The 23273-nt window shown below is 74.2% G+C and carries 21 protein-coding genes; 13 read left to right on the top strand and 8 right to left on the bottom strand.

Going from position 1 to position 23273, the window contains the following annotated elements:
• Positions 1-42 precede the first annotated feature (42 nt).
• The 9 genes from ung to AB0883_RS05550 all read left to right on the top strand — a co-directional run bounded on the left by ung (position 43) and on the right by AB0883_RS05550 (position 9613).
• Positions 43-744 (top strand): uracil-DNA glycosylase, encoded by a 702-nt coding sequence (ung, locus tag AB0883_RS05590; protein ID WP_366639697.1) that lies wholly within the window; start codon positions 43-45, stop codon positions 742-744.
• 82 nt (positions 745-826) lie between these two features.
• The gene (locus tag AB0883_RS05585) at positions 827-1675 is read left to right on the top strand and encodes a maleylpyruvate isomerase family mycothiol-dependent enzyme (protein WP_366639695.1); all 849 of its coding nucleotides are present in this window, start codon (positions 827-829) and stop codon (positions 1673-1675) included.
• Positions 1676-1741: 66 nt separating this feature from the next.
• Entirely contained in the window at positions 1742-2419 is a 678-nt protein-coding gene (gene tsaB / locus AB0883_RS05580; RefSeq protein ID WP_121399839.1) for a tRNA (adenosine(37)-N6)-threonylcarbamoyltransferase complex dimerization subunit type 1 TsaB, read from the top strand.
• A 55-nt stretch (positions 2420-2474) separates the two neighbouring features.
• Positions 2475-2933, top strand: a complete 459-nt coding sequence (gene rimI, locus AB0883_RS05575) for a ribosomal protein S18-alanine N-acetyltransferase (RefSeq protein ID WP_366639694.1) — start codon at positions 2475-2477, stop codon at positions 2931-2933.
• Positions 2930-3976: a tRNA (adenosine(37)-N6)-threonylcarbamoyltransferase complex transferase subunit TsaD gene (gene tsaD / locus AB0883_RS05570; protein ID WP_366639692.1), complete on the top strand. Its 1047-nt coding sequence runs from the start codon at positions 2930-2932 to the stop codon at positions 3974-3976. Before rimI ends, tsaD begins: the two co-directional genes overlap by 4 nt.
• An 18-nt stretch (positions 3977-3994) precedes the next feature.
• On the top strand, positions 3995-4249 hold the full coding sequence (locus AB0883_RS05565; RefSeq protein ID WP_091627865.1) for a hypothetical protein: 255 nt from the start codon (positions 3995-3997) through the stop codon (positions 4247-4249).
• A 103-nt stretch (positions 4250-4352) separates the two neighbouring features.
• Positions 4353-6053, top strand: coding sequence for an ABC transporter ATP-binding protein (locus AB0883_RS05560; RefSeq protein ID WP_366639690.1), 1701 nt, complete (start codon positions 4353-4355; stop codon positions 6051-6053).
• The gene (locus tag AB0883_RS05555; RefSeq protein WP_366639688.1) at positions 6053-7858 is read left to right on the top strand and encodes an ABC transporter ATP-binding protein; all 1806 of its coding nucleotides are present in this window, start codon (positions 6053-6055) and stop codon (positions 7856-7858) included. The genes AB0883_RS05560 and AB0883_RS05555 overlap by 1 nt, the downstream gene beginning before the upstream one ends.
• A 177-nt stretch (positions 7859-8035) precedes the next feature.
• Positions 8036-9613 (top strand): Na+/H+ antiporter, encoded by a 1578-nt coding sequence (locus AB0883_RS05550; protein ID WP_366639686.1) that lies wholly within the window; start codon positions 8036-8038, stop codon positions 9611-9613.
• A gap of 603 nt (positions 9614-10216) precedes the next feature.
• Here the strand turns inward: AB0883_RS05550 and AB0883_RS05545 are convergent.
• The 7 genes from AB0883_RS05545 to AB0883_RS05515 form a co-directional block, all read right to left on the bottom strand.
• Positions 10217-10954, bottom strand: coding sequence for a DUF4142 domain-containing protein (locus AB0883_RS05545; protein ID WP_366639684.1), 738 nt, complete (start codon positions 10952-10954; stop codon positions 10217-10219).
• A 168-nt stretch (positions 10955-11122) separates the two neighbouring features.
• The gene (locus AB0883_RS05540; RefSeq protein WP_366639683.1) at positions 11123-12304 is read right to left on the bottom strand and encodes an ROK family protein; all 1182 of its coding nucleotides are present in this window, start codon (positions 12302-12304) and stop codon (positions 11123-11125) included.
• A gap of 28 nt (positions 12305-12332) precedes the next feature.
• Complete coding sequence (locus AB0883_RS05535) at positions 12333-13592, bottom strand: sugar ABC transporter permease (RefSeq protein WP_121399831.1); 1260 nt, start codon at positions 13590-13592, stop codon at positions 12333-12335.
• Positions 13589-14416: an ATP-binding cassette domain-containing protein gene (locus tag AB0883_RS05530; protein ID WP_121399830.1), complete on the bottom strand. Its 828-nt coding sequence runs from the start codon at positions 14414-14416 to the stop codon at positions 13589-13591. Before AB0883_RS05530 ends, AB0883_RS05535 begins: the two co-directional genes overlap by 4 nt.
• A 107-nt stretch (positions 14417-14523) precedes the next feature.
• Entirely contained in the window at positions 14524-15621 is a 1098-nt protein-coding gene (locus AB0883_RS05525; RefSeq protein ID WP_366639681.1) for a sugar ABC transporter substrate-binding protein, read from the bottom strand.
• 193 nt (positions 15622-15814) lie between these two features.
• Entirely contained in the window at positions 15815-16294 is a 480-nt protein-coding gene (gene ybaK / locus AB0883_RS05520; protein ID WP_366639679.1) for a Cys-tRNA(Pro) deacylase, read from the bottom strand.
• An 83-nt stretch (positions 16295-16377) separates the two neighbouring features.
• Complete coding sequence (locus AB0883_RS05515) at positions 16378-17619, bottom strand: methyltransferase domain-containing protein (RefSeq protein ID WP_366639677.1); 1242 nt, start codon at positions 17617-17619, stop codon at positions 16378-16380.
• Positions 17620-17868: 249 nt separating this feature from the next.
• Here AB0883_RS05515 and groES point away from each other — a divergent pair, with 249 nt between their 5' ends.
• The 3 genes from groES to AB0883_RS05500 all read left to right on the top strand — a co-directional run bounded on the left by groES (position 17869) and on the right by AB0883_RS05500 (position 21680).
• Positions 17869-18183: a co-chaperone GroES gene (gene groES, locus AB0883_RS05510; protein ID WP_088998427.1), complete on the top strand. Its 315-nt coding sequence runs from the start codon at positions 17869-17871 to the stop codon at positions 18181-18183.
• A 70-nt stretch (positions 18184-18253) separates the two neighbouring features.
• Positions 18254-19900 (top strand): chaperonin GroEL, encoded by a 1647-nt coding sequence (groL, locus tag AB0883_RS05505; protein WP_366639675.1) that lies wholly within the window; start codon positions 18254-18256, stop codon positions 19898-19900.
• A gap of 112 nt (positions 19901-20012) precedes the next feature.
• Positions 20013-21680 carry a molybdopterin-dependent oxidoreductase gene (locus tag AB0883_RS05500; RefSeq protein ID WP_366639673.1) on the top strand — a complete coding sequence of 556 codons (1668 nt, stop codon included), beginning with the start codon at positions 20013-20015 and terminating at the stop codon, positions 21678-21680.
• 101 nt (positions 21681-21781) lie between these two features.
• Here AB0883_RS05500 and AB0883_RS05495 read toward each other — a convergent pair whose 3' ends face one another.
• Complete coding sequence (locus tag AB0883_RS05495; protein WP_089003203.1) at positions 21782-22165, bottom strand: WhiB family transcriptional regulator; 384 nt, start codon at positions 22163-22165, stop codon at positions 21782-21784.
• Positions 22166-22417: 252 nt separating this feature from the next.
• Here AB0883_RS05495 and AB0883_RS05490 point away from each other — a divergent pair, with 252 nt between their 5' ends.
• The gene (locus AB0883_RS05490; RefSeq protein WP_366639671.1) at positions 22418-23239 is read left to right on the top strand and encodes a LuxR C-terminal-related transcriptional regulator; all 822 of its coding nucleotides are present in this window, start codon (positions 22418-22420) and stop codon (positions 23237-23239) included.
• Positions 23240-23273 lie beyond the last annotated feature (34 nt).

The following is a 23273-nucleotide window of genomic DNA, read 5'->3' as shown; positions in this document are numbered from 1 at the left end:
CCTAGAGTGCGCGGGACGGACCCGACAGGCGAAAGGTTGCCGATGCCCGACGACGCCCCCACCCTGGACCTGCTGGCGCTGCTGCCGGAGGACTGGCGTGCCGTGCTCACCCCGCACCTCGACCCGGCCCGCACCGCCGCGCTGGCCGAGTTCGTCGCGGGCGAGTACGCGACCCGCACCGTCTTCCCGCCGGTCGAGGACCTCTTCTCGGCCTACCGGCTCTGCGGGCCGGCCGACTGCCGGGTGCTGATCCTCGGGCAGGATCCCTACCACAAGGCGGGGCAGGCGCACGGGCTCAGCTTCAGCGTGCGGGAGGGCGTGAGCGTGCCGCCGTCGCTGCGCAACGTCTTCAAGGAGCTGGGGGAGGACCTCGGCGTGCCGAAGCCGCGCGGCGGCAACCTCAGCGGCTGGGCGGCGCAGGGCGTGCTGCTGCTCAACTCCGTGCTCACCGTCCGCGAGGCGACGCCCGGCTCGCACGCCAACCGCGGCTGGGAGGAGTTCACCGACGCCACCATCCGGGCGCTCGACGCGATGGACTCGCGGGTGGTCTTCCTGCTCTGGGGCGGCTACGCGCGCAAGAAGGCGGCCCTGGTGACCAACCCGCAGCACGTGGTGCTGGAGGCCGGGCACCCCAGCCCGATGAACCCGCGCGGCTTTCTGGGCAGCCGCCCGTTCAGCGCGGCCAACAAGGCGCTCGCCGACGCCGGCCTGCCGACCGTCGAGTGGGAGCGCTCCGCCGGCTGACAGCTGCGCACTTTCGCGGTCACCGCGCGGTGACCGTCCGTTGTAGCCTGTGCCTCAGCGGTCGGCGAGCCGGGAGGCGGCGATGGCGGCGGTCAGCGACGAGCGGTGGCGGGTGGCGCGGACGGCGCTGGCGGACCAGACGGACCGCTTCCTCGACCTGGTCCGCGCCACCCCGCCGGAGGCGATGGCCACCGCCCACTGGTCGGTGGCCGACACGCTGGCCCACGTGGGCTCCCTCGCGTGGTACTACGTGTGCCTGGTGGACCCGGAGCATCCACCCCTGCCGGTCCCGGGTCTGCTCCGGCAGCTCCCCGACGTCACCGTCGACACGGTGGCGGACTTCAACGACGTGCTGCTGCGGCACCTCACCGAGCGCGAGCCGCAGGCCCTGGCCGACCGGTTGCGGGCCGACGTGGGGCGGCTCCTCCTCGCCTGCGAGGGGCGGGCCCCCGACGAGACGGTGCCCTGGCTCGGCGGGGCCCGGGTGCCCCTCGCCGGCCTCTGCGCGCACCTGGTCAACGAGCTGCTCATCCACGGTCACGACGTCGCCCGCGCCGCCGGGCGGCCGTGGTCGCTCCCCGGCCGGGACGCGGCGCTGTTCATGGAGCTGTTCCTGGCCGGGGTGGTCCGGCACGGCTACGGGCGGCTGATCGACGGCGGCGCGCCGCCGAGCGAACGCCCGGTCGTGGTCGAGTTCCGCTCGGCGTACGCGGCCCCGGTCCGGCTCCTGCTGCACCGGGGGCGGATGACGTTCGCCGACCCCGACGCCCGGCCCGACGCCCGGATCGACCACGATCCCGGCACGCTCAACCTGATGATGTTCGGCCGGGTCAGCCGGGCCCGGGCGGTGCTCACCGGCAGGGTGCGCATCAGCGGCCGGCGGCCCTGGTTGCTGCCGGGTTTCCTGCGCAAGTTCCGCACCCCGAGCTGACCCCGCCCGCCCCGCCGGACGGGGCGTGACCGGGGGTGACCACGGGGGCGACTAGGCTGGTTCACCGTGCTCGTACTGGTGGTGGACAGCTCGACCCCCGCGGTGACCGCGGCGCTGGTGGAGGTCGCGGCGGACGGCGTGGCGACCCGCGCGCACCGCTGCACGGTCGACGCCCGCGCCCACGGTGAACTGCTCGCGCCGCAGGTCGACGCCGTGCTCACCGAGGCCGGCGCCCGCCCCGCCGACCTGGGCGCGATCGTCGCCGGGCTCGGCCCCGGCCCGTTCACCGGGCTGCGGGTGGGGCTGGTCACCGCCGCCACCATCGGCCAGGTGCTGGGCGTCCCGACGTACGGCGTCTGCTCGCTGGACGCCATCGGCCACCCGGCGGCCGCCGGCGAGCCGGTGCTGGCGGCGAGCGACGCGCGCCGCCGGGAGATCTACTGGGCGGTCTACGACGGCGCGGGCCAGCGGATCGTCGGGCCGGAGGTGTCCGTGCCGGCGGTCGCCGCCGAGCGCGCCCGCGGCTTGGCGGTCACGGCGGCGGTCGGCGACGGCGCGCACCGGTACGCGGACGCGCTCGGCCTGCCCGTGCGGGACGAGCCCCGCTACCCGGACGCGGGCGTGCTGGCGACCCTGGCCGCCGAACGCATCCGGGCCGGCGCCCCGTCGGAGGCGCTCACCCCGCTCTACCTGCGCCGCCCGGACGCCGTGGCGGCGACCGCCCGCAAGCCGGTCCTGCCGTGAGTGCGAGGAGTGAGCCGGGTCTGCGAGCCCCGCGGTCGCGAACCGAGGTGACGCCGTGAGTGTTCGGCTGGAGCGGTTCCGGTGGTGGCACGTCGACGAGGTGCTGCCGATCGAGGCGGACCTGTTCGGTGCCGAGCAGTGGTCGGCGGCGATGTTCTGGAACGAGCTGGCCAACGGGCACTTCTACCTCGTCGCCACCGGCGACGACGGGGGCCTGCTCGGCTACGCCGGGCTCGCCGTGGCCCCGCCCGACGAGGCGTGGGTGCAGAACGTCGCGGTGCGCCGGGACGCCCAGCGGCGCGGCGTCGGCCGGCTCCTGCTGGAGGCGCTGCTCGCCGAGGCCGCCCGGCTCGGCGTCCGCAGCGTCCTGCTGGAGGTCGCGGCGGACAACGCCCCCGCCCAGAAGCTCTACGCGACGTACGGCTTCGAGCCGATCGGCGTGCGGCGCGCCTACTACCAACCGAGCAACACCGACGCGCTGGTCATGCAGCGCAACGCGGGAAGTGAGCGATGACTGACGAACCCCTGATCCTCGGCATCGAGACCTCCTGCGACGAGACCGGGGTCGGCATCGTACGCGGGCACACCCTGCTGGCCGACGCGCTCGCCTCCAGCGTCGAGCAGCACGCCCGCTTCGGCGGCGTGGTGCCCGAGGTGGCCAGCCGCGCCCACCTGGAGGCCATCGTGCCGACCATGGACCGGGCGTTGAGGGAGGCCGGGGTGACCCTCGCCGACATCGACGCGATCGCGGTCACCTCCGGCCCGGGGCTGGCCGGCGCGCTGCTGGTGGGGGTGGCCGCCGCGAAGGGCTACGCGCTCGCCGCCGAGAAGCCGGTCTACGGGGTCAACCACCTGGCCGCGCACGTCGCCGTGGACACCCTGGAACACGGCCCGCTGCCCGAGCCGGCGATCGCCCTGCTGGTCTCCGGCGGGCACTCCTCCCTGCTGCTCGTCGACGACCTGGCCCGGGGCGTCACCCCGCTCGGCGCCACCATCGACGACGCGGCCGGGGAGGCGTTCGACAAGGTGGCCCGGCTGCTCGGGCTGCCGTTCCCCGGCGGCCCGTACATCGACCGGGAGGCCCGGGCCGGCGATCCGGCCGCCATCGGTTTCCCGCGCGGCCTGACCGCCCCCAAGGACCTCGCCGCCCACCGCTACGACTTCTCCTTCTCCGGGCTGAAGACGGCCGTGGCCCGGTGGGTCGAGGCGCGGCAGCGGGCCGGCGAGCCGGTGCCGGTCGCCGACGTGGCCGCGTCCTTCCAGGAGGCGGTCTGCGACGTGCTGGTCCGCAAGGCGCTGGACGCCTGCCGGAGCAACGGCGTGGAGACGCTGGTGATCGGCGGGGGCGTGGCGGCCAACTCCCGGCTGCGGGCGATGGCTGAGGACCGCGCCGCCGCGCACGGCATCCGGGTCCGGGTGCCCCGACCCGGGCTCTGCACGGACAACGGCGCGATGGTCGCCGCCCTCGGCTCGCACCTGGTCGCCTCGGGTGTCGCGCCGAGCCGGCTGGACCTGCCCGCCGACTCCGCCATGCCGCTGACCACGGTCAGCGTGTGAACCCCGAGGATGGCTGACGTGATCGTGCGGATGTGGGAGGCGCGGGCGGAGCCGTACGGCGCCGCGGACCTGATCACCTGGGTGTGCGACACCGCGCTGCCGGAGTTCGAGCACGACCCGATGCACCTGTCCAGCGAGGTGTTCTCCTCCACCGACCACCGGGTGGTGGTCATCTCCAAGTGGCGCAGCAACCCGCGTCCGTTGCCGGAGCCCCCGGCGACGCTGCTGGCCCGCCCGCCGCACTCCTGGGACTTCACCCAGGTCGACCGCTGAGGCGGGGCCGGCCGCGCGCCGGTGGAAGACGCGTGAGCCACGGCACGCCGGAGCGGTAATTGGTTGGCGGGACGGCCGGCCCGCCACCTAGCGTCGATGGGCCATGCGCTTTCCACCGGCCGGGGACCCCGGCGTACCCGACATCCGCTCGGCGACCCGCTACCTCGTGTGGCTGGCCGGGCGGCACAAGGTGCTGCTCACCGTCGGCATCCTGCTGGGCGTCGTCTGGATGGTCGCCCAGGCGCTGGTGCCGGCGGCCGTCGGCCGGGCCGTCGACGGGCTCACCCGCCGGGACGAGGCGGCGCTGCTCACCTGGGGACTGGCGCTGCTCGGGCTGGGCGTGCTCCAGGCCGTCGCGGGGATCCTGCGGCACCGGTGCGCGGTGCACAACTTCCTCGCCGGGGCGTACCGGACGGTGCAGTTGACCGTGGGCGCGGCGAACCGGCTCGGTGCCGCGCTGCCCCGCCGCGTCTCCGCCGGCGAGGTGGTGAGCATCGGCACGGCCGACATCAGCCAGATCGGCTCGGCCATCGACATCACCGCCCGGGGCGCCGGCGCGGCCGTGGCGATCGTGACCGTCGGGGTGATCCTGCTCGGCGCCTCGGTGCCGCTCGGGCTGGTCGTGGTGCTCGGCGTGCCGCTGCTGATGGCGGTCGTCGGGCTGCTCATCCGGCCGCTGCACCGGCAGCAGCAGGCGTACCGGGACTCGGAGGGGGCGCTGACCGCCCGGGCCGGCGACATCGTCTCCGGGCTGCGGGTGCTGCGCGGCGTCGGCGGCGAGCCGGTGCTCTCCGCCCGCTACCGGTCGCGCTCGCAGGCGCTGCGCGCCGACGGCCTGCGGGTGGCCCGGATCGAGTCGCTGCTGGAGGCGGCCCAGGTGCTGCTCCCGGGGGCGTTCCTGGTGCTGGTCACCTGGCTCGGCGCCCGGTTCGCGCTGCGCGGCGAGATCAGCGCCGGTGAGCTGGTGGCGTTCTACGGCTACACCGCGTTCCTGGTCAGCCCGCTGCGGCAGCTCACCGAGGCGGTGGACAAGCTGACCCGGGGGCACGTCGCCGCCCGGCGGGTGGTGCGGCTGCTGCGGCTCACCCCGGAACTGCTCGACCCGACCCGCCCGACCGCCCTGCCGGACGGCCCCGGCGAGCTGGTCGACGTGGCCTCCGGCGTGACGGTACGCCCGGGTCGGTTCACCGCGCTCGCCGCCACCGCCCCCGAGGACGCGGCGGCGGTCGTGGACCGCCTCGGCCGGTACGTCGACTCGGACGCGACGCTGCACGGCGTACCGCTGCGGGAGGTGGCGCTGGCGACCGTGCGGGAGCGGATCCTGGTGGCCGACAACGACGCGCACCTGTTCACCGGCCCGCTGCGCGCGGAGCTGGACCCGCACGACCGGGCCGACGACGCGACGATCGCGGCGGCGCTGGCGGCGGCGAGCGCGACCGACATCGTCGAGGCCCTGCCGGCGGGGCTGGACAGCGTGGTCGCCGAGCGCGGCCGGGAGTTCTCCGGCGGCCAGCAGCAGCGGCTGCGGCTGGCCCGCGCGCTGGTCGCCGACCCGGAGACGCTGCTGCTGGTCGAGCCGACCAGCGCCGTGGACGCGCACACCGAGGCCCGGATCGCGGACCGGCTCGGGGCGGCCCGGACGGGTCGCACCACCCTGGTCTGTACCACCAGCCCGCTCGTGCTGCACCGCGCCGACCACGTGATCTTCGTGGAGGACGGCAAGGTGGTGGCCGAGGGGTCGCACACCGCACTGCTCGACGGCGAGCCGCGCTACCGGGCGACGGTCAGCCGGGGGGAGGACTGATGGCCACCGCCCTGCCGGTCGCCGACGGGCGCCAGGTGCGCCGCTACGCCCGCACGCTGGCCCGCCGGCATCCGAGGGCGCTCGGGGTCGCGCTCGGCCTGCACGCGCTGGCCGCCGCGGCCGGCCTGGTCGCGCCGTGGCTGCTCGGCGACCTGGTCGAGGGGATCTCCCGGGGCACGTCCGGCGTCACCGTGGACCGCATCGCCCTGCTGATCGCCGGGTTCGTGCTGGTGCAGTCGGTGCTGGTCCGCTTCGCCCACCTGGCGTCGGCCCGGCTCGGCGAGCGGGTGCTGGCCGAGCTGCGCGAGGAGTTCGTCGACCGCATCCTGGCGTTGCCGCTGGCCACCGTGGAACGGGCCGGCACGGGCGACCTGCTCACCAGGACGTCCCGGGACGTCTCGGCGCTGTCGCGGACGGTCCGGTTCGCGGTGCCGGAGACGCTGATCGCCGTCGTCACCGGCTGCTTCATCGTCGGCGCGCTGCTCCTGGTCGACCCGCTGTTCGCGCTGCCCTGCCTGCTCGCGGTGCCGCTGCTGTGGGCCGGCACCCGCTGGTACCTGCGCCGCGCCCCGGACGGCTACCTGCGGGAGAACGCCGCCTACTCCGACATCACCGACGGGATCAGCGAGACCGTCGAGGGTTCGCGGACCACGGAGGCGCTGCGGCAGCAGGCGCGCCGCCGGGCCCGCACCGACGCCGACATCCACCGGTCGTACGCGGCGGAGCGCTACACCCTGCGGCTGCGCACGGTGTTCTTCCCGATCGCCGAGATCGGCTACGTGCTGCCGGTGGTGGCGACGCTGATCATCGGCGGCTGGTTCCACCTGGAGGGCTGGGTGAGCCTCGGCGAGGTCACCGCCGCCACGCTCTACGTGCAGCAGCTGATCGACCCGGTCGACCGGCTGCTCTCCTGGCTGGACGAGTTGCAGGTCGGCGGCGCCTCCATGGCCCGCCTGCTCGGGGTGGCCGACGCCGACCCACCGGCCGGCGCCCCAACCCGGCCCGCCGTCGACTCCCCGGGCCGGCCCGCCGTCGACTCCCCGGGCCCGACCGATCCTCCGCCACCGGGGGACCGGCGGCTCGCCGCCCGGGACGTCCGGTACGCGTACCGGGAGGGTCGGGACGTGCTGCACGGGGTGACCCTGGTGCCGGAGCCGGGGGAGAAGCTGGCCATGGTGGGCCCCTCGGGCGCCGGCAAGTCCACGCTCGGCCGGCTGCTCGCCGGGGTGCACGCGCCCCGCACCGGCTCGGTCACGGTGGCCGGTCGGCGGCTCGACGAGCTGCCCCTGGCGGAGCTGCGGACGCACGTCGCCCTGGTCACCCAGGAACACCACGTCTTCATCGGCACGCTGCGGGAGAACGTGGCGATGGTGCGACCGGGCGCCGACGAGTCGGCGGTCCGGTCGGCGCTGGCCGCCGTCGACGCGCTCGACTGGGCCGACGGGCTGCCGGACGGGCTGGACACGGTGGTCGGTGCCGGCGGGCACCCGCTGTCGCCCGCGCAGGCGCAGCAGCTGGCGCTGGCCCGGCTGGTGCTGGCCGACCCGCACACCCTGGTGCTGGACGAGGCCACCTCGCTGATCGACCCCCGCGCCGCCCGGCACCTGGAACGGTCCCTCGCGGCCGTCCTCCAGGGCCGCACGGTCGTGGCCATCGCGCACCGTCTCTTCTCGGCGCACGACGCCGACCGCGTGGCGGTGGTGGAGGACGGCCGGATCGCCGAGATCGGCTCGCACGACGAGCTGGTCGCGGCCGACGGCTCCTACGCGGCCCTCTGGCGCTCCTGGCACGGCACCGGCTCCTGACGCGCCGCGCGGCGTGCGGCGTGTCGCGTCCGAGGACGGCGCCGTCGACGCCGTCGGGCAGGTTGCCTGTTTCCGGGTTCGAGGGTGCCGCGCCGGACCGCCGTACCACGATGGTGGAGCGGCAGGCGACCGGCGCGTACCCGGCGCCGTGGCGTCGGCCGGTGACGGGGGTGCGACGTGGGCGGTCTCGAACTGATCGTGGTGCTTGGCGTCACGGTGCTGATCGGCACGACCCTCGGCGGGCGGTACAGCGTGGCGCCCCCGGTCCTGCTCATCACGATGGGCGCGTTGCTCGCGCTCCTGCCGCCGCTGTCCCACGTGGTGCTGGAGCCCGACGTGGTGCTGCTGCTGTTCCTGCCGGCGATCCTCTACAAGGAGAGCATCACCACCAGCCTGCGTGAGATCCGCACGAACCTGCTCGCGATCGGGTTGCTCGCGGTGGGGCTGGTGGTGGCGACGATGGTCGCGGTGTCGCTCGTCGTGCAGCGGTTCGGCGTCGACCCGGCCGCCGCCTGGGTGCTGGGCGCGGTGCTCGCGCCGACCGACGCGGCGGCGGTCGCCGGCCTCGCCAAGCGGATGCCGCGCCGGATCCTGACCACCCTGCACGCGGAGAGCCTGATCAACGACGGCACCGCGCTGGTGCTCTTCTCCGTCGGAGTGGGCCTGATCGTGGGCGGCACCGAGCCGGGGTTGCTCGGGCTGACCGAGCGGTTCGTCCTCGCGTCGGCCGGTGGCGTCGCCGCCGGCCTGCTGGTCGGCTGGGCGGTGATCCTGGTCCGGCGACGGCTCGACGACCCGCTGCGCGAGGGCGCGCTGAGCGTCCTCACGCCGTTCGTCGCCTTCCTCCTCGCCGAGTTCGTGCACGCGAGCGGCGTCCTGGCGGTGGTGGTCGCGGGCCTCATGCTGGCGTACGCCGCCCCCCGGGTCATCCGGGCCCGCTCCCGGGTGCTGGCGTACGGCTTCTGGGACCTCGCCACGTTCCTGATCAACGGCGGGCTCTTCGTGCTCCTGGGGATGCAGATCCCGCGCGCCCTGCGCGGGGTGACCAGCCTGTCGGTGATGCGGGCGCTGGTCATCGCGGTGGTGGTGACCGGCGTGGTCGTGCTGACCCGGATGCTGTGGATCCACCTGGCGGCGTTCGCCTTCCTGGTCGTCGACCGCCGGGCGGCGGAGCAGGACGAGCGGGTCAACTGGCGGGTGCGGACGGCGGCCGGGTGGGCGGGGTTCCGGGGCGCGGTCTCCCTCGCGGCCGCTCTCGCCGTGCCGGTGACCACGACCACCGGCACACGTGTGCACGATCGTGATCTGATCATCTTCGCCACCGCCGTGGTCATCCTGCTGACGATGCTGATCCAGGGCACCACGCTGCCCGCCGTCGTCGGGTGGGCGGGCCTGGTCGGCGACATCCGACGGGCCGGCGAGCTACGACTGGCCCGGACGCGTGCCACCGAGGCCGCGCTGGCGGTGCTGCCCGAGGTCGCGGACCGGCTCGGCGCGACGCCGGACGCGGTCGACCGGGTCCGGGCGGACTACGAGCAACACCTCGACGACGTCCGCTCCACCGACGAGAGCCAGTCGGCGGAGCAGGCCCGGGAGGTCGACCGGCGGCTGCGGCTCGCCGTGCTCGAACACAAGCGGCGCGAGATCACCAGGATGCGGGACACGAACGAGATCGACGACATCGTCCTGCGGGAGTTGCAGGCGGTCCTCGACATCGAGGAGATCCGGCTGCTGGGACCCGAGCTCAACGAGTAGCGTGCCCGGCCCTCCCACCGCACGTCCGGACGTCTCGGCGGGGTGGGCGTGGAGGCCCACGCGCGGTCGGCGGCGAGGCACTACCGGTACTCAGCGTGACGAGACGGACGGAGAGGCTGCCGTCGGCACGCAGGGTAGTCATTTCCGCCCGGTTCTCGGGCGCGAGCGTGACCGATTCCGACCCACGATCTCTTGACCAGTGAATTCTCTTCCCGGTAGCCGCGCCTGCCACCTCACCCCGCGCCCCCTTTGCTCTGCAGCCGCCGACGCACCAGCCACGCTGGGTAGCTGGTGCGTCGATGGCTGCAGAGCAAAGGGGCGAACCAGGTGACCGTCGGCGGCGGGAAGAATGCCTGCGGTAGTCACTGACGGTGATGCGCGGCCCGTCCGCCGGTGACCGGAGCGGGTGCGGCCGGCTGCGTGCAGCCGGACCGTGGGCAGCCAGGCCATCCTGGGCAGCCGGGCCATGAGCCAGGAACTGCGGGCAGCCGGTCAGGGGACGGCCAGAGCGCCGGGCACCGGGCCCGGGCAGCCGGCGCAGCGGTCGGTGGGAACAGCGGCCGGTAGGAGCCCGGCCGCGCCCTCCCCGGCGCGGGCGGTCGGTCAGGTGCGGCGCAGGATGCGGTACGTGGCGATGCCTCCCGTACCGAGGGCGGCGAGGAAGACCAGCCAGACCACCGTGCTGCTGACCCCGATCGGCGGGCCGGAGTTGGCGGAGGCGGCGGCGAGCAGGCCGTCGTCGCCCGGCGCGGGCAGGGCGGCCGGCGGCAGTTCCGGCCAGCGGACCAGCCCGGTGCTCTCCAGCATCTGCATGTGGTGCAGGACGAACCGGTTGGCGTCGTCGGCGAGCTTGCGGATCACCGGTTCGCGGGTGCTGGCGCGGACCGCCCCGATGACCGGGAAGATCTTGCCGTGGGCGACCCGGAGCCGGGTGACGAAGATCTGGTCGAAGCGGGCGCCGGAGGCGTTCTGCATCTCCGTCAGCCAGCCCTTCTGCTCGGCCGTCGGGTCGCTCGGGATGCTCGCCCCGAGCTTGTTGGCCGCCTCGACCGTGAGGCGGTCCAGTTCCTCGTGCTCGGTGGCGATGCCGGCGCCGATCTCGCGTACCTTCGCGCTCTGCCCCTTGTCGGCGGCCATCTGCCCGGCCGGCATCTCCCAGAGCCCGGCCAGGCGTACCCCGTTGAGCAGGGCGGCGTCGGCCGCGTTGAGCTGTTGACCGCCCGGCGCGGCGACGGCCGCGCCGGGCAGCACCCCGAGCCCGGCGGCGATCGTGACGAGCAGCGCCGCCAGGCGACTGCTGCGGTGCCCCTGCCGGCGACGGGCGGATCTGAGCGGTGCCATGTCCGTGGTGTCTCCTCGGTCCGGTCCGAAAACGAGTCCGGGCCGGGCGACGCCTCCGCCTTCGCCCGTCCGCGCACTGGTACGGACGGGCCGGCCGATCGGTTCACCGGACCGCCCCGCCGGCTCCCGGACCCTGTCCACGGTCCGCCCGGGGCGGGGCGGGACCGGTCAGCCGACGTCGAGAGGGTCGGCGAGCAGGCGTTCGAAGGCCAGTTCGGCGGCGCCGATGAGGGTCGCGTCGTCGCCGAGCTTCGGGGTGCGCAGCCGGACGTGCTCCAGGCAGGCCGGCAGGGCGATCGAGTTGAGCCGGCTGCGTACCTGGGCCGCCGCCGCGAGGTAGAGGTCCCGCATGCCGCCGCCGAAGATGACCATCTCCGGGTTGAAGATGTTCACCAGGTTGGCCACCCCGAAGCCGAGCCAGTCGCCGGCCTGACGTACCGCCGTCTGCGCCCGCAGGTCGCCCCGGTCGGCGGCGTCGAAGACGGCCAGCAGCGCGTCGCGGCCCCGCGCGTCGGAGCGGCCGGCGGCGCGCAGCAGCGCGTACTCGCCGATCTCGGTCTCCCAGCACCCCCGGGAGCCGCACTCGCAGGGCGCGCCGTCCCGGACGACCACCATGTGGCCGACCTCGCCGCCGTAGCCGCCGTGCCCGGTCAGCCGGCGCCCGCCGGCGATGATGCCGGCGCCGACGCCCACGTCCCCGTACAGGTAGATGACGTTGTCGCAGCCGGCCGCCGCGCCCCGGGCGTGCTCGGCGAAGGCCGCCACGTCGGCCACGTTGCCGACCGTGACCGGCACGTCGCAGCCCAGCTCGGCGCCGAGTGCCGCGCCGATCGGCTCGTCCACCCACCCGGTGGTCGGGCCGAGCCGGACCAGCCCGTCGTCGCGCCGGACCATGCCGCAGACCGCGACGCCCGCGCCGACGCAGACGGCGTCCGCCGGCGCGCTCTGCTGCATCTCCTTGACCGCCCCGGCCAGCAGCGGGGCGGCCTCCGCGGCGGTCAGACCCCGGGGGCGGTCCAGTTCCCGGCGGTCGAGCACCGCGCCGCCGAGACCGATCCGCGCGGCCCGCAGCCGGTCCACCTCGATGCTGTACGCGTACGCGTGCACCCGGTCCGACTCGGGCCGGACGACCAGCGACGGTCGTCCGGCCCGGCCGGTCTCCTTCGGCGTCCCCTCGCTGACCAGCCCGGCGCCGGCGAGGTCGGCGGTCAGCGCGCCGATGGTGCTGCGGTTGAGCCCCAGCGTGGTGGTGAGCTCGGCGCGGGTGGTGGCCCCGTGCACGTGCACGTACCGCAGCAACGCGCCCAGGTTCTGCCGACGGATCTCGTCCTGGCTCGGTCCTGCGCGCATCGCCGTCGTCACTTCCGGTGCCGCGCGGTCAACGGTTGCCGGTGGCGGTGGAACGCCGGCGGGAGAACGCGTCCACGCTCGCGGCGAGCAGCAGCACCACGCCGGTGACCACGTACTTCACCCCCGAGCTGTATCCCATCAGGCCCATTCCGTTGTCGATGACCGCGACGACCGCGCCACCGAGGACGGCGTCGAGCACCCGGCCCTTGCCGCCGAAGAGGCTGGTGCCCCCGATGACCGCCGCGCCGACCGCGTAGAGCAGTACGTCACTGCCACCCGTGTTGGGGTCCACCGAGTTGGCCCGGCTGGCGGCGACGATACCGCCGACAGCCGCCATCGAGGAGCAGATGACGAAGACCGAGATGCGGATGCGGTCCACGTTGATGCCGGCCCGGCGCGCCGCCTCCTTGTTGCCGCCCACAGCGTAGACGTGCCGGCCGTAGCTGGTGCGCTGGAGCACGAAGGTCCAGAAGACCAGCAGCACCGCGATGATCGGCACCACGATCGGCACGCCCTTGAGCGAGCTGATCACGACGTTGCGGCTGCGCTCCAGGTTGAGGATGAAGACCGCGACGCCGAGGACGAGCGCCAACCCGCCGATGCGGGCGAACACCACCGCGACCGGGTCGGTCACCAGGCCCCGGGCGGCCCGCGTACGGTGCCGCAGCAGCTGCACGGCCGCGTAGCCGGCGACCGCCACCGCGGCCAGCAGCCAGCCCAGGACGGGCGGGAGGTTGCGGTTGGAGATGGCCACCAGCACCTCGTCGCGGACGGAGATGTTGGCGCCCTCCTCCATCAGCATCAGCACGATGCCCTGGAAGGCGAGGAACCCGGCGAGGGTCACCACGAAGGACGGGATGCCGATCTTCGCGACCAGGAAGCCGAGGGTGGTGCCGATCACCACGCCGGTGACGATCGCGGCGAGCACGGCCACGTACCAGGGGTAGCCGAGCACGGTGACGACGTTGGCGAGGATGGCGGCGCAGACGCCGCTGGCGAAGCCGGCGGAGAGGTCGATCTCGCCGAGCAGCAGGACGAATACCAGCCCCATCGCGATCAGCGTGACCGCGGCACCCTGGGTGAACAGGTTGGCGAAGTTGCCGGCGCTGAGGAACGTCGGCTGCATGATCGAGAAGACCGTGCAGAGCACGACCAGGCCGAGCACGGCGGGCAGCGCGCCGATGTCGCCGCCGCGGACCCGGCTGACGTAGTTGCGGACGTGACTGCCGAGGGTGGGCGGCGGTGTGACGGACGCGGGGCCGTCCTTGTGCACGACGGTGGTGATCATCGGACGCCTCCTGGGTTGCTGCCGGCCGGCTCCGCGCCGTGCCCGTTGCCGCCGTTGGCCGGCTCGGCGGCGGCGAGCCCGAGCCCGCCGGAGCGGCCCGCGGTGATCAGCTCGACCACCTGCGAGTGGGTGATGTCGGTGGTCTTCACCTGGGCGACCATCTGGCCGAGGTAGAGCGCGGCGATCCGGTCGGAGACGGCGAAGACGTCGTTCATGTTGTGCGAGATGAGCACCACGGCCAGGCCGTTGTCGGCGAGCCGACGGACCAGTTCGAGCACCTGGGCGGTCTGCGCGACGCCGAGCGCGGCGGTGGGCTCGTCGAGGATGACGAGCCGGCTGTTCCAGAGCACGGCCTTGGCGATCGCGACGGTCTGCCGCTGGCCGCCGGAGAGGCTGGAGACGTGCTGCCGCAGCGACTTCACGGTCCGCACGCTCAGCCCGGCGAGGGTGTCGGCGGCCATCTGCTCCATGGTCGGCTCGTCGAGCACGATGCCGCTGCGCTTCTCCCGGCCGAGGAACATGTTCTGCACGATGTCGAGGTTGTCGCAGAGCGCGAGGTCCTGGTAGACGACCTCGATGCCGAGCGCGGCGGCGTCGCGGGGGCTGTTGATGGTCACCGGCCGCCCGTCGAAGCGGAACTCGCCCGCGTCGGTGGGGTAGATGCCGCTGATGCACTTGACGAGGGTCGACTTGCCGGCGCCGTTGTCGCCGACCAGCGCGGTCACCTCGCCCGGGTGGGCGGCGAAGGCGACGTCGCGCAGGACCTGGACGGGACCGAAGCTCTTGTCGATCCCGCGTAGTTCCAGCAGGGGGGTTGCGGACACGGGGGGTCTCCTTCAGGTGGAGGGGAGGTCTCGGATCCCGTCCGGCGCGAACCGCCGCCCGGCACAGGGTCCGTGCCGGGCGGCGTGCGCGTGGAAGCGGGTACGGGTCAGCTGATGCCGGCGTCGGCGCAGAGCTTGGCGTACGCCCCGGCGCAGACCTCGTCCTTGGTGACGAAGCCGTCGGCGATGACGTCCTTGACGTTCTCCTTGAAGATCAGCTTCGGGGTGAGCAGCACCGCCGGGACGTCCCGGCCGCCCTCCGGGTCCTTGACCGTCTGGCTGGTCTCCTTCTTCTCACCCTTGGCCACCGCGATGGCCAGGTCCGAGGCGGCCTTCGCCTCCTCCTTGATCGCCTTGTAGACGGTCATGCACTGGTCGCCGGCGAGGATGTTCTGCAGGCCCTGCGTGGTGGCGTCCTGGCCGGTCACCGGGACCTTGCCGTTGAGCTTGTTCTTCTTCAGCACCGAGATGGCCGCGTTGCCGAGGCCGTCGTTGGCGGCGAGCACGCCGTCGATCTTGCCGCCGGTCTGGGTCAGCATCTGCTCGAAGATCGTGGCGGCCTGGGTGTTGTCCCACTCCGGCACGTTCTGGTCCGGGCCCTTGGTGTATTCCTTCGAGTCGAACTTCGGCTTGAGCACCGAGTCGTACCCGTTCTTGAACAGCGTGGCGTTGTTGTCGGTCGGGGAGCCGTTCAGGTAGGCCACGACCGGGTTCTTGGCGCCCTTGTCGGTCAGGCACTTGCTCAGGCCCTCGCCCTGGAGCTTGCCGACGACCTCGTTGTCGAAGCTGACGTAGTAGGTGGCCGAGCCGCCCAGCGTGAGCCGGTCGTAGTCGATGGTCGCCACACCCTGGGACTTGGCCTTGTCGAGCACGGCCTTGCCGGTGCCGGAGTCCAGGTTGACGATCATCAGGGCGGTGACGCCGTTGGTGATCATCTGGTCGGCGATGGTCTGGAACGCCGTCTTGTCGCCCTGGGCGTTCTGGATGTCGTAGTCGACGCCGGCGGCCTTGAACGCCTCCTCCAGGAACTTGCGGTCCGCGCCCTCCCAGCGGGCGGAGGACTTGCTGTCCGGCAGGATCACGCCGATCTTCGGCTTCTTCTCGGTGGAGCCGCCGGCCTCGGAACCGGAGTCGTCGCCGCAGGCGGTCAGGCCGCCGGTGGCCAGCAGGCCCACGGCAGCGAAGGTGAGGAAGCCCTTGCGCATCAGCAGGGTCCTTTCGGGGGTGGGGGATGATGTTGGTTTGTTGTGTCCGGCAACGTATTCCGCGCGGCGGTGTGGGCACAAGAGCACCGAGGTCGCGAGTTTGTTGTCGGCAGTAACAATTCAGCAACGTCCCTGACACCTGGCCGACGCCGGATGGGGGAGCGCTCTCTCGATGTCGCCGGAGCGGCGCAGCTCAGCGGGTCGACAGCGGGGCCGTGGTCGCCCCGGTGAGCGTCACCAGATCCTGCGGGGCGAGCTGGAGCTGGAGGCCGCGCCGGCCCGCCGAGACGTAGACGGTGGGATGGTCGAGCGCCGACGAGTCGAGCACCGTGGGCAGCCACCGACGCTGGCCGAGCGGGCTGATCCCGCCGCGCACGTAGCCGGTGGCCCGTTCGGCCACCGTCCGGTCGGCCATGGCGGCCCGCTTGCCGCCGACCGCCGCCGCGAGCGCCTTGAGGTCCAGCTCGCCGGTGACCGGCACGACCGCCACCGTCAGCGCGCCGTCGACCTCGGCGACCAGCGACTTGAACACCCGCTCCGGCGGCACCCCCAGCGCCGCCGCGACCAGCGCGCCGTAGTTCGGGGCGTCCGGGGAGACGTCGTACGGATGGGTGCTGTGGGCGACCTTCCGCTTCGTCAGCAGCGCGGTCGCCGGAGTGCCCTGTCCCGCCATGACGGTCAAGCTAACCCGGCCCCGCGCGACCCGCGAGCCGAAAGGGCCGGACCGTCGACGCCGGCGCGCAACTGTCCCGCGCGCTACCCGACCGGCCGGCAGAGCAGCACCGTCGGCGCCCCGGTGACCCGGGTCAGCACCAGGCTGGCCGCCTCGTCCCCGGCCAGTCGCAGGTCCCGGCGGAGCTTCTCCGGCTCCAGGGCGGACCCGCGCTTGAGGATCTCCACCCGCCCGACCCGACGCTCCCGCAGCAACGCCCGCAGCCGCTTGAGCGAGAACGGCAGCACGTCGGTGACCTCCAGGCAGCGGGCGAACGGCGTCGGTGTCGGCGCGTCCGCGTAGAGGTAGGCGATGCTCGGGTCGGCCAGCGTCGCGCCGAGCGTCTCCGCCAGCTCCGCGACCAGGTGCGCGCGGACCACCGCCGGGTCGGGGTCGTACAGGAACCGGCGCGCCGGGCCGACGGCCGCCTCGGCGGCGCCGGAGCCGGTCAGCTCGCAGGAGCCGGCCGGTCGATCGGCGGGCCCCCCTCCCGCGCCGGAGTCGTCGACGGGGGGCCGTCGGCTGCCGCGCAGCAGGGTGGCGCGGTGGGGGACCCGCGCCAGCTCGCCGCACCACAGGGCCGCCTCGACCAGGTCGCCGTCGACGCTCACCCACTCCGCCTCGGCGCCCGCCGGGACCAGCGCGTGGTCGATGCCGGGCGCCACCTTCACGACGGTGTGCGGCACCCGCTCGGCCAGCCCGACCACGAAGTCCCAGGGCGGGGAGTAGGCGTTCGGGTCGAAGATCCGCCGCCCGGTGCCCGCCCTGCGCCGCGCCGGGTCGCAGAACACCCCGTCGACCCGGTCCACGTCGAACGCCGTGGCGTCGCCGCACTCCACCGTGAACAGCTCGGCCAGCCCGGCCGCCTCGGCGTTCGCGGCGGCCATCGCGGCGGTCAGCGGGTCGGCCTCCACGCCGTACACCCGGATGCCGGCGCGGGCCGCGGCGAGCGCGTCCGCGCCGAGGCCGCAGCCGAGGTCGGCGAGCGCGCGCACCCCGGCGGCCCGCAGCCGCTCGGCCCGCCGCGCCGCGACGACGCCCCGCGTGGCCTGCTCCAGCCCGGCCCGGGTGAGGAACATCCCCGCCGCCGCTGGCCCGAACTTGCCGACGGCCCGGCGCCGCAGCTCGGCCTGGGTGAGGGCGGCCGACGCCAGGCCGGCCGGCAGCCCGGTCGAGCGGAGCGCGGCCGCCGCGGTCAGCGGGTCGCCGCCGGCCACCCGCGCGGCCGCGGCGAGCGCGGCCGACCCCTCGGGCGTACGCAGGGCGGCGAGCTGGTCGAGATCCACCCGGACATTGTGGTCGGCGGACCCGACGCGCCGGCCGCCGGGTTGGCACTCTCCTTGACGGAGTGCTAGCCGAGGAATAACCTGCGATTAGCACTCTCGCCCTGAGGGTGCCAGCTTCCGGGCCTCGTGGCCCGGGCGCTGAACGCCAGGCGGACCGGCACCCGCGACGACGGCCCCGCCCGGTGGCATGTGGCAGATTGACGCCGGTCGGCGCGCCGACCGGTAACGAAACCAGTACCCCAGGAGGGTATGCCCGTGACTACCGCGACCAAGGTTGCGATCAAGCCGCTCGAGGACCGCATCGTGGTCCAGGCGAACGAGGCCGAGACCACCACCGCCTCCGGCATCGTGATCCCCGACACCGCCAAGGAGAAGCCGCAGGAGGGCACCGTCCTCGCTGTCGGCCCGGGCCGGATCGACGACAAGGGCAACCGCGTGCCGGTCGACGTGAAGGTCGGCGACACCGTCCTCTACTCGAAGTACGGCGGCACCGAGGTCAAGTACGCCGGCGAGGAGTACCTGGTGCTCTCCGCCCGCGACGTCCTCGCGGTCATCGAGAAGTAAGCAACCGATCAGTGTCGTCGCCCCGGTCCGGCTCGCCGGGCCGGGGCGACAACGCTTCGAAGGGACATTCATGGCGAAGATCCTGAGCTTCTCGGACGACGCCCGGCACCTGCTCGAGCACGGTGTCAACGCCCTCGCGGACGCGGTCAAGGTCACCCTCGGCCCACGCGGGCGCAACGTCGTCCTGGACAAGAAGTTCGGTGTGCCCACGATCACCAACGACGGCGTGACCATCGCCAAGGAGATCGAGCTCACCAACCCCTACGAGAACCTCGGTGCGCAGCTGGTCAAGGAGGTGGCGACCAAGACCAACGACGTCGCCGGCGACGGGACCACCACCGCCACCGTGCTGGCCCAGGCGATGGTCCGCGAGGGCCTGCGCAACGTCACGGCCGGCGCCAACCCGGCCGGCCTCAAGCGGGGCATCGACGCGGCGGCCGCCAAGGTCTCCGAGGCGCTGCTCGGCCGCGCGGTCGACGTCGCCGACAAGAAGTCGATCGCGCACGTCGCGACGATCTCCGCGCAGGACGCCACCATCGGCGAGCTGATCGCCGAGGCGATGGAGAGGGTCGGCCGCGACGGTGTCATCACCGTCGAGGAGGGCTCCGCCCTGCACACCGAGCTGGACGTGACCGAGGGTCTCCAGTTCGACAAGGGCTTCATCTCGCCGAACTTCGTCACCGACATGGAGTCGCAGGAGTCGGTCCTGGAGGACCCGTACATCCTGATCACGACCCAGAAGATCTCGGCGATCGAGGAGCTGCTGCCGCTGCTGGAGAAGGTCCTCCAGAACAGCAAGCCGCTGCTGATCATCGCCGAGGACGTCGACGGCCAGGCGCTGTCGACGCTGGTGGTCAACTCGATCCGCAAGACCCTCAAGGTCTGCGCGGTCAAGGCCCCCGGCTTCGGTGACCGGCGCAAGGCGATGCTCCAGGACATGGCGATCCTCACCGGCGCCGAGCTGGTCGCGCCCGAGCTGGGCTACAAGCTCGACCAGGTGGGCCTGGAGGTGCTCGGCACCGCCCGGCGCGTGGTGGTCGACAAGGAGAACACCACGGTCGTCGACGGTGGTGGCAAGTCGAGCGAGGTCGCCGACCGGGTCGCGCAGATCCGCAAGGAGATCGAGGCCTCGGACTCCGACTGGGACCGGGAGAAGCTCGCCGAGCGGCTGGCCAAGCTCTCCGGCGGCATCGCGGTCATCAAGGTCGGTGCCGCGACCGAGGTCGAGATGAAGGAGCGCAAGCACCGCATCGAGGACGCGATCGCCGCCACCAAGGCCGCGGTCGAGGAGGGCACCGTCCCCGGCGGTGGCGCCGCCCTGGTGCAGATCCTGCCGGCGCTCGACGACGACCTCGGCTTCACCGGTGACGAGAAGGTCGGCGTCTCGATCGTGCGCAAGGCGCTGGTCGAGCCGCTGCGCTGGATCGCGCAGAACGCCGGCCACGACGGCTACGTCGTCGTGAACAAGGTCGCCGGCAAGGAGTGGGGCCACGGCCTCGACGCCGCCACCGGCGAGTACGTCGACCTGGCGAAGGCCGGCATCCTCGACCCGGTGAAGGTGACCCGCAACGCGGTCACCAACGCCGCGTCGATCGCCGGCCTGCTGCTCACCACGGAGAGCCTCGTGGTGGAGAAGCCGGAGAAGGCCGAGCCGGCCGCCGCCGGTGGGCACGGCCACAGCCACGGCCACGGCCACCAGCACGGCCCGGGCTTCTGACCCTCGCCGTACGCCTCGTCGGGGCGCACCGTCCGCGTGACGGTGCGCCCCGACGCCTTCGCGGGCGCCGGCGCGACTACCGGCCGGCCGGTGCATCGGAAACACTGGCCCGATGAGCAGCACGACGCGCGGCTACGCCGCCCTGGCCGGGGTCACCGCCGCCGCGGTGGCGATCGGCTCCGCCGAGCTGGTGGCGGTGCTGACCGGTCCCCGTTCGGCGCCGCTGGTCGCCGTCGGAGGGCTCGTGGTCGACACGGTGCCCGAGCCGCTCAAGCAGCTCGGCATCGCCCTCTTCGGCACGTACGACAAGGTCGCGCTACTGGTCGGGACGGGTCTGCTGCTCGCCGCCTTCGCCGCGCTGCTCGGCGTGCTCTCCCTGCGCCGGCTGGCGATCGGCCTCGCCGGCATCGCCGCCTTCGCCGCCCTCGGCGTGGCCGCCGCCGTGACCCGGCCCGGCGCCGGGCCCACCGACGCGCTGCCCTCGCTGGTCGGCGCCGGGCTCGGGGCGGCGGTGCTCTGGGCCTTCGTCGCCGGTCCGCTCGAACTCGACCCGTGGCCCTGGTCCCCGCCCACACCACCGCCCACCGTGGCTCCCGCGCCGCCGCCCACGGCCGAGGGGCCGGCGCCGTCGCCCACCGCCGAGGCGCCCGCGTCGCCGCCCACGGCCGAGGGGCCCGCCGTGGCGCCTGCGCAGCCGTTGGAGCCCAGCGACCCGGCGTCGCGGCGACGGTTCCTGACCGGGGCCGGCCTGCTGGTCGGCGCGGCCGGGGTGGCCGGGCTCGGCGGTCGGTGGCTCGCCGGCCGGCGGGGGGTGTCGGCGGCCCGGGAGGCCGTCGTGCTGCCCGCCCCGGCGGCGCCCGCCCCGGCGGTGCCGGCGGGGGCGGACCTGTCGCTGACCCAGCTCGCCCCGTACGTCACGCCGAACTTCGGCTTCTACCGGATCGACACCGCGCTGGTGCTGCCACAGGTGGACCCGGAGACCTGGCGGCTGCGCATCCACGGCCGGGTACGCAACGAGATCGAGCTGAGCTTCGCCGACCTGCTCGCCCGCCCGATGGTCGAGCGGTACGTCACCCTCGCCTGCGTCTCCAACGAGGTGGGCGGGGACCTCGTCGGCAACGCGCGCTGGCTGGGCGTGCCGATCCGGGAGCTGCTCGACGAGGCCGAGCCGGAGGAGGGCGCCGACCAGGTCGTCGGCCGCTCGGTGGACGGGTGGACCTGCGGCACGCCGACCGCGGTGCTCCGGGACGGGCGCGACGCGCTGCTGGCGGTGGGGATGAACGGCGAGCCGCTGCCGGTGCGGCACGGCTTCCCCGCGCGGATGGTGGTGCCCGGCCTGTACGGCTACGTGTCGGCCTGCAAGTGGGTGACCGAGCTGGAGCTGACCAGCTTCGCGGACTTCGACGCGTACTGGGTGCCGCGCGGCTGGTCGGCGCAGGGGCCGGTGAAGACCCAGTCCCGGATCGACACGCCCCGCCCGCGCAACCGGCTCACCGCCGGCGTGGTCACGGTGGCCGGGGTGGCCTGGGCGCAGCACCGCGGCATCCGCCGCGTCGAGGTACGCGTCGACGACGGGCCGTGGCGCGAGGCGGAGCTGGCTCCCGTGGTCTCGGTGGACACCTGGGTCCAGTGGTCGTGGCGGTGGGACGCCACGCCGGGGGAGCACACCCTCTCCGTCCGGGCGACCGACGTCACCGGCGAGACGCAGACCGGACGGCGGCAGGCGGTCGCCCCGGACGGCGCCACCGGCTGGCACACCGTCACCGTCACGGTGCGCTGAGCGTCCTCCCGGGCACGGGGTGCGCGCGGCCGGAAACGCCGCGACGCCGCGTCCCCCGGGTGCGGGGACGCGGCGTCGGTGTGGTCTGAGAGGCCGCCGGTTCAGGCGATCTTGCGCTGGGCGGGGACGGTCGACCGGTGCGGCTGGCCCAGGCGGGCCTCCAGTCGGGCCACGTCCACCCGGCTCTGGCGGCGGTCGGCCAGGTCCTCCCAGCCGACGGCGAGCAGCCGCAGCCGCTCGGACTCGCTGAAGCCGCCCCACACGCCGTACGGCTCGCGCACGGCGAGGGCGTGGGCGGCGCACTCGGCCCGGACCGGGCAGGCGCGGCAGACGGCCTTCGCGCCGGACTCCCGGCGCAGGCGGGACGAGCCACGCTCCCCGTCCGGGTGGAAGAACTGCGCGCTGTCCCGGCCCCGGCAGGCACCGAGCCGCTGCCAGTCCCAGAGGTCGACGATGGGTCCGGGCAGTCTGCGTACGTTCGACATCAGCACCCCTCCTCCCGCGCGGCACCGCGCAGATCCTGGTGAATCGGCGTCCGGGCGACGGTCCGCGCAGGCGCGCCGTTTCCGGCCTGGGACCTCCGTACCCGGGGCGTCGCCGGCTCACACACCTGTGATCGAAAACTTCCGGCAAGTAGCGGCATATGCCCCACTTGTCGGAAAAGTTCGTTGGATTGCCCGAACCCCCTCGCGACCCGACCCCCTCATGGTCTGCTTCTGGACGGAGAGGAGACCACTGTGCGTACGGTTCTCGTGTGCGTTCGGACACCGCTCGCGGCGCAGCATCTCGCGTCCGCGGCGGCACGGCTCGGGCTGTCCGCCGTGGTGCGGACGGCGGTCTCGGATCCCGAGGTGATGCTGCGGCTCGCCGAGCGGCCCGCCGACGTGGTGCTCGCGGACACGGCCCTCACCCGGCCGGACAGCGCGGGCTTCGTCCGGCGGGTGCTCGCCCGCGCGCCGCAGGCCTCCGTGCTGCTGCTCGGCACCGAGGAGTCGGAGGCCGCCGCGGCCACCATCAGCGCGGGCGCGCGGGGCCTCATCCAGGGCGTCGACCAGGACCTGACCAGCGCGGTGGCCAAGGCCCTGCTGCTGCTCTCGTCGCCCGGCCGGGCGGCCCGGCGCCCGGTCACCGACCCGGCCCGGGACACCGCGGCGGTCGGCGGTCCCGCCCGTACCGGCCAGGCCGGCCGGCCGCCTGCCGAACCGGGTCCCACCTGGTCGGCGACGGCCCCCGACAGCCCGGGCGGCACGCCGACGGTGGTGCCGGCGCAGCGCGGCGACGACCCGGCCGAGCCCGCCGACGAGCCGGCGGAGGCCACGCCCCCCGGGGCGGCGGGGCGGGCCCGGCCCGCGCGGCGGTCCCAGGTCGGGCTCACCGAACGCGAACTCCAGGTGCTGCTGGGCATGGCGGAGGGCAAGAGCAACGCCGAGATCGGCCGGGAGCTGTTCGTCTCGGAGGACACCGTGAAGACCCACGCCCGGCGGCTGTTCCGCAAGCTCGGTGCGCGGGACCGCGCGCACGCCGTGGCGGCCGGCTTCCGCGCCGGCCTGGTGGCCTGAGCCGTACGGCCGGCCGCAAGGCCCCGGCGCGCGG

It is taken from the genome of Micromonospora sp. NPDC047812 (genome assembly GCF_040704175.1).
Taxonomy (GTDB): Bacteria; Actinomycetota; Actinomycetes; order Mycobacteriales; family Micromonosporaceae; genus Micromonospora.
The sequence above is the reverse complement of the archived record's forward strand: the minus strand, read 5'-3'. Positions and strand labels throughout refer to the sequence as shown.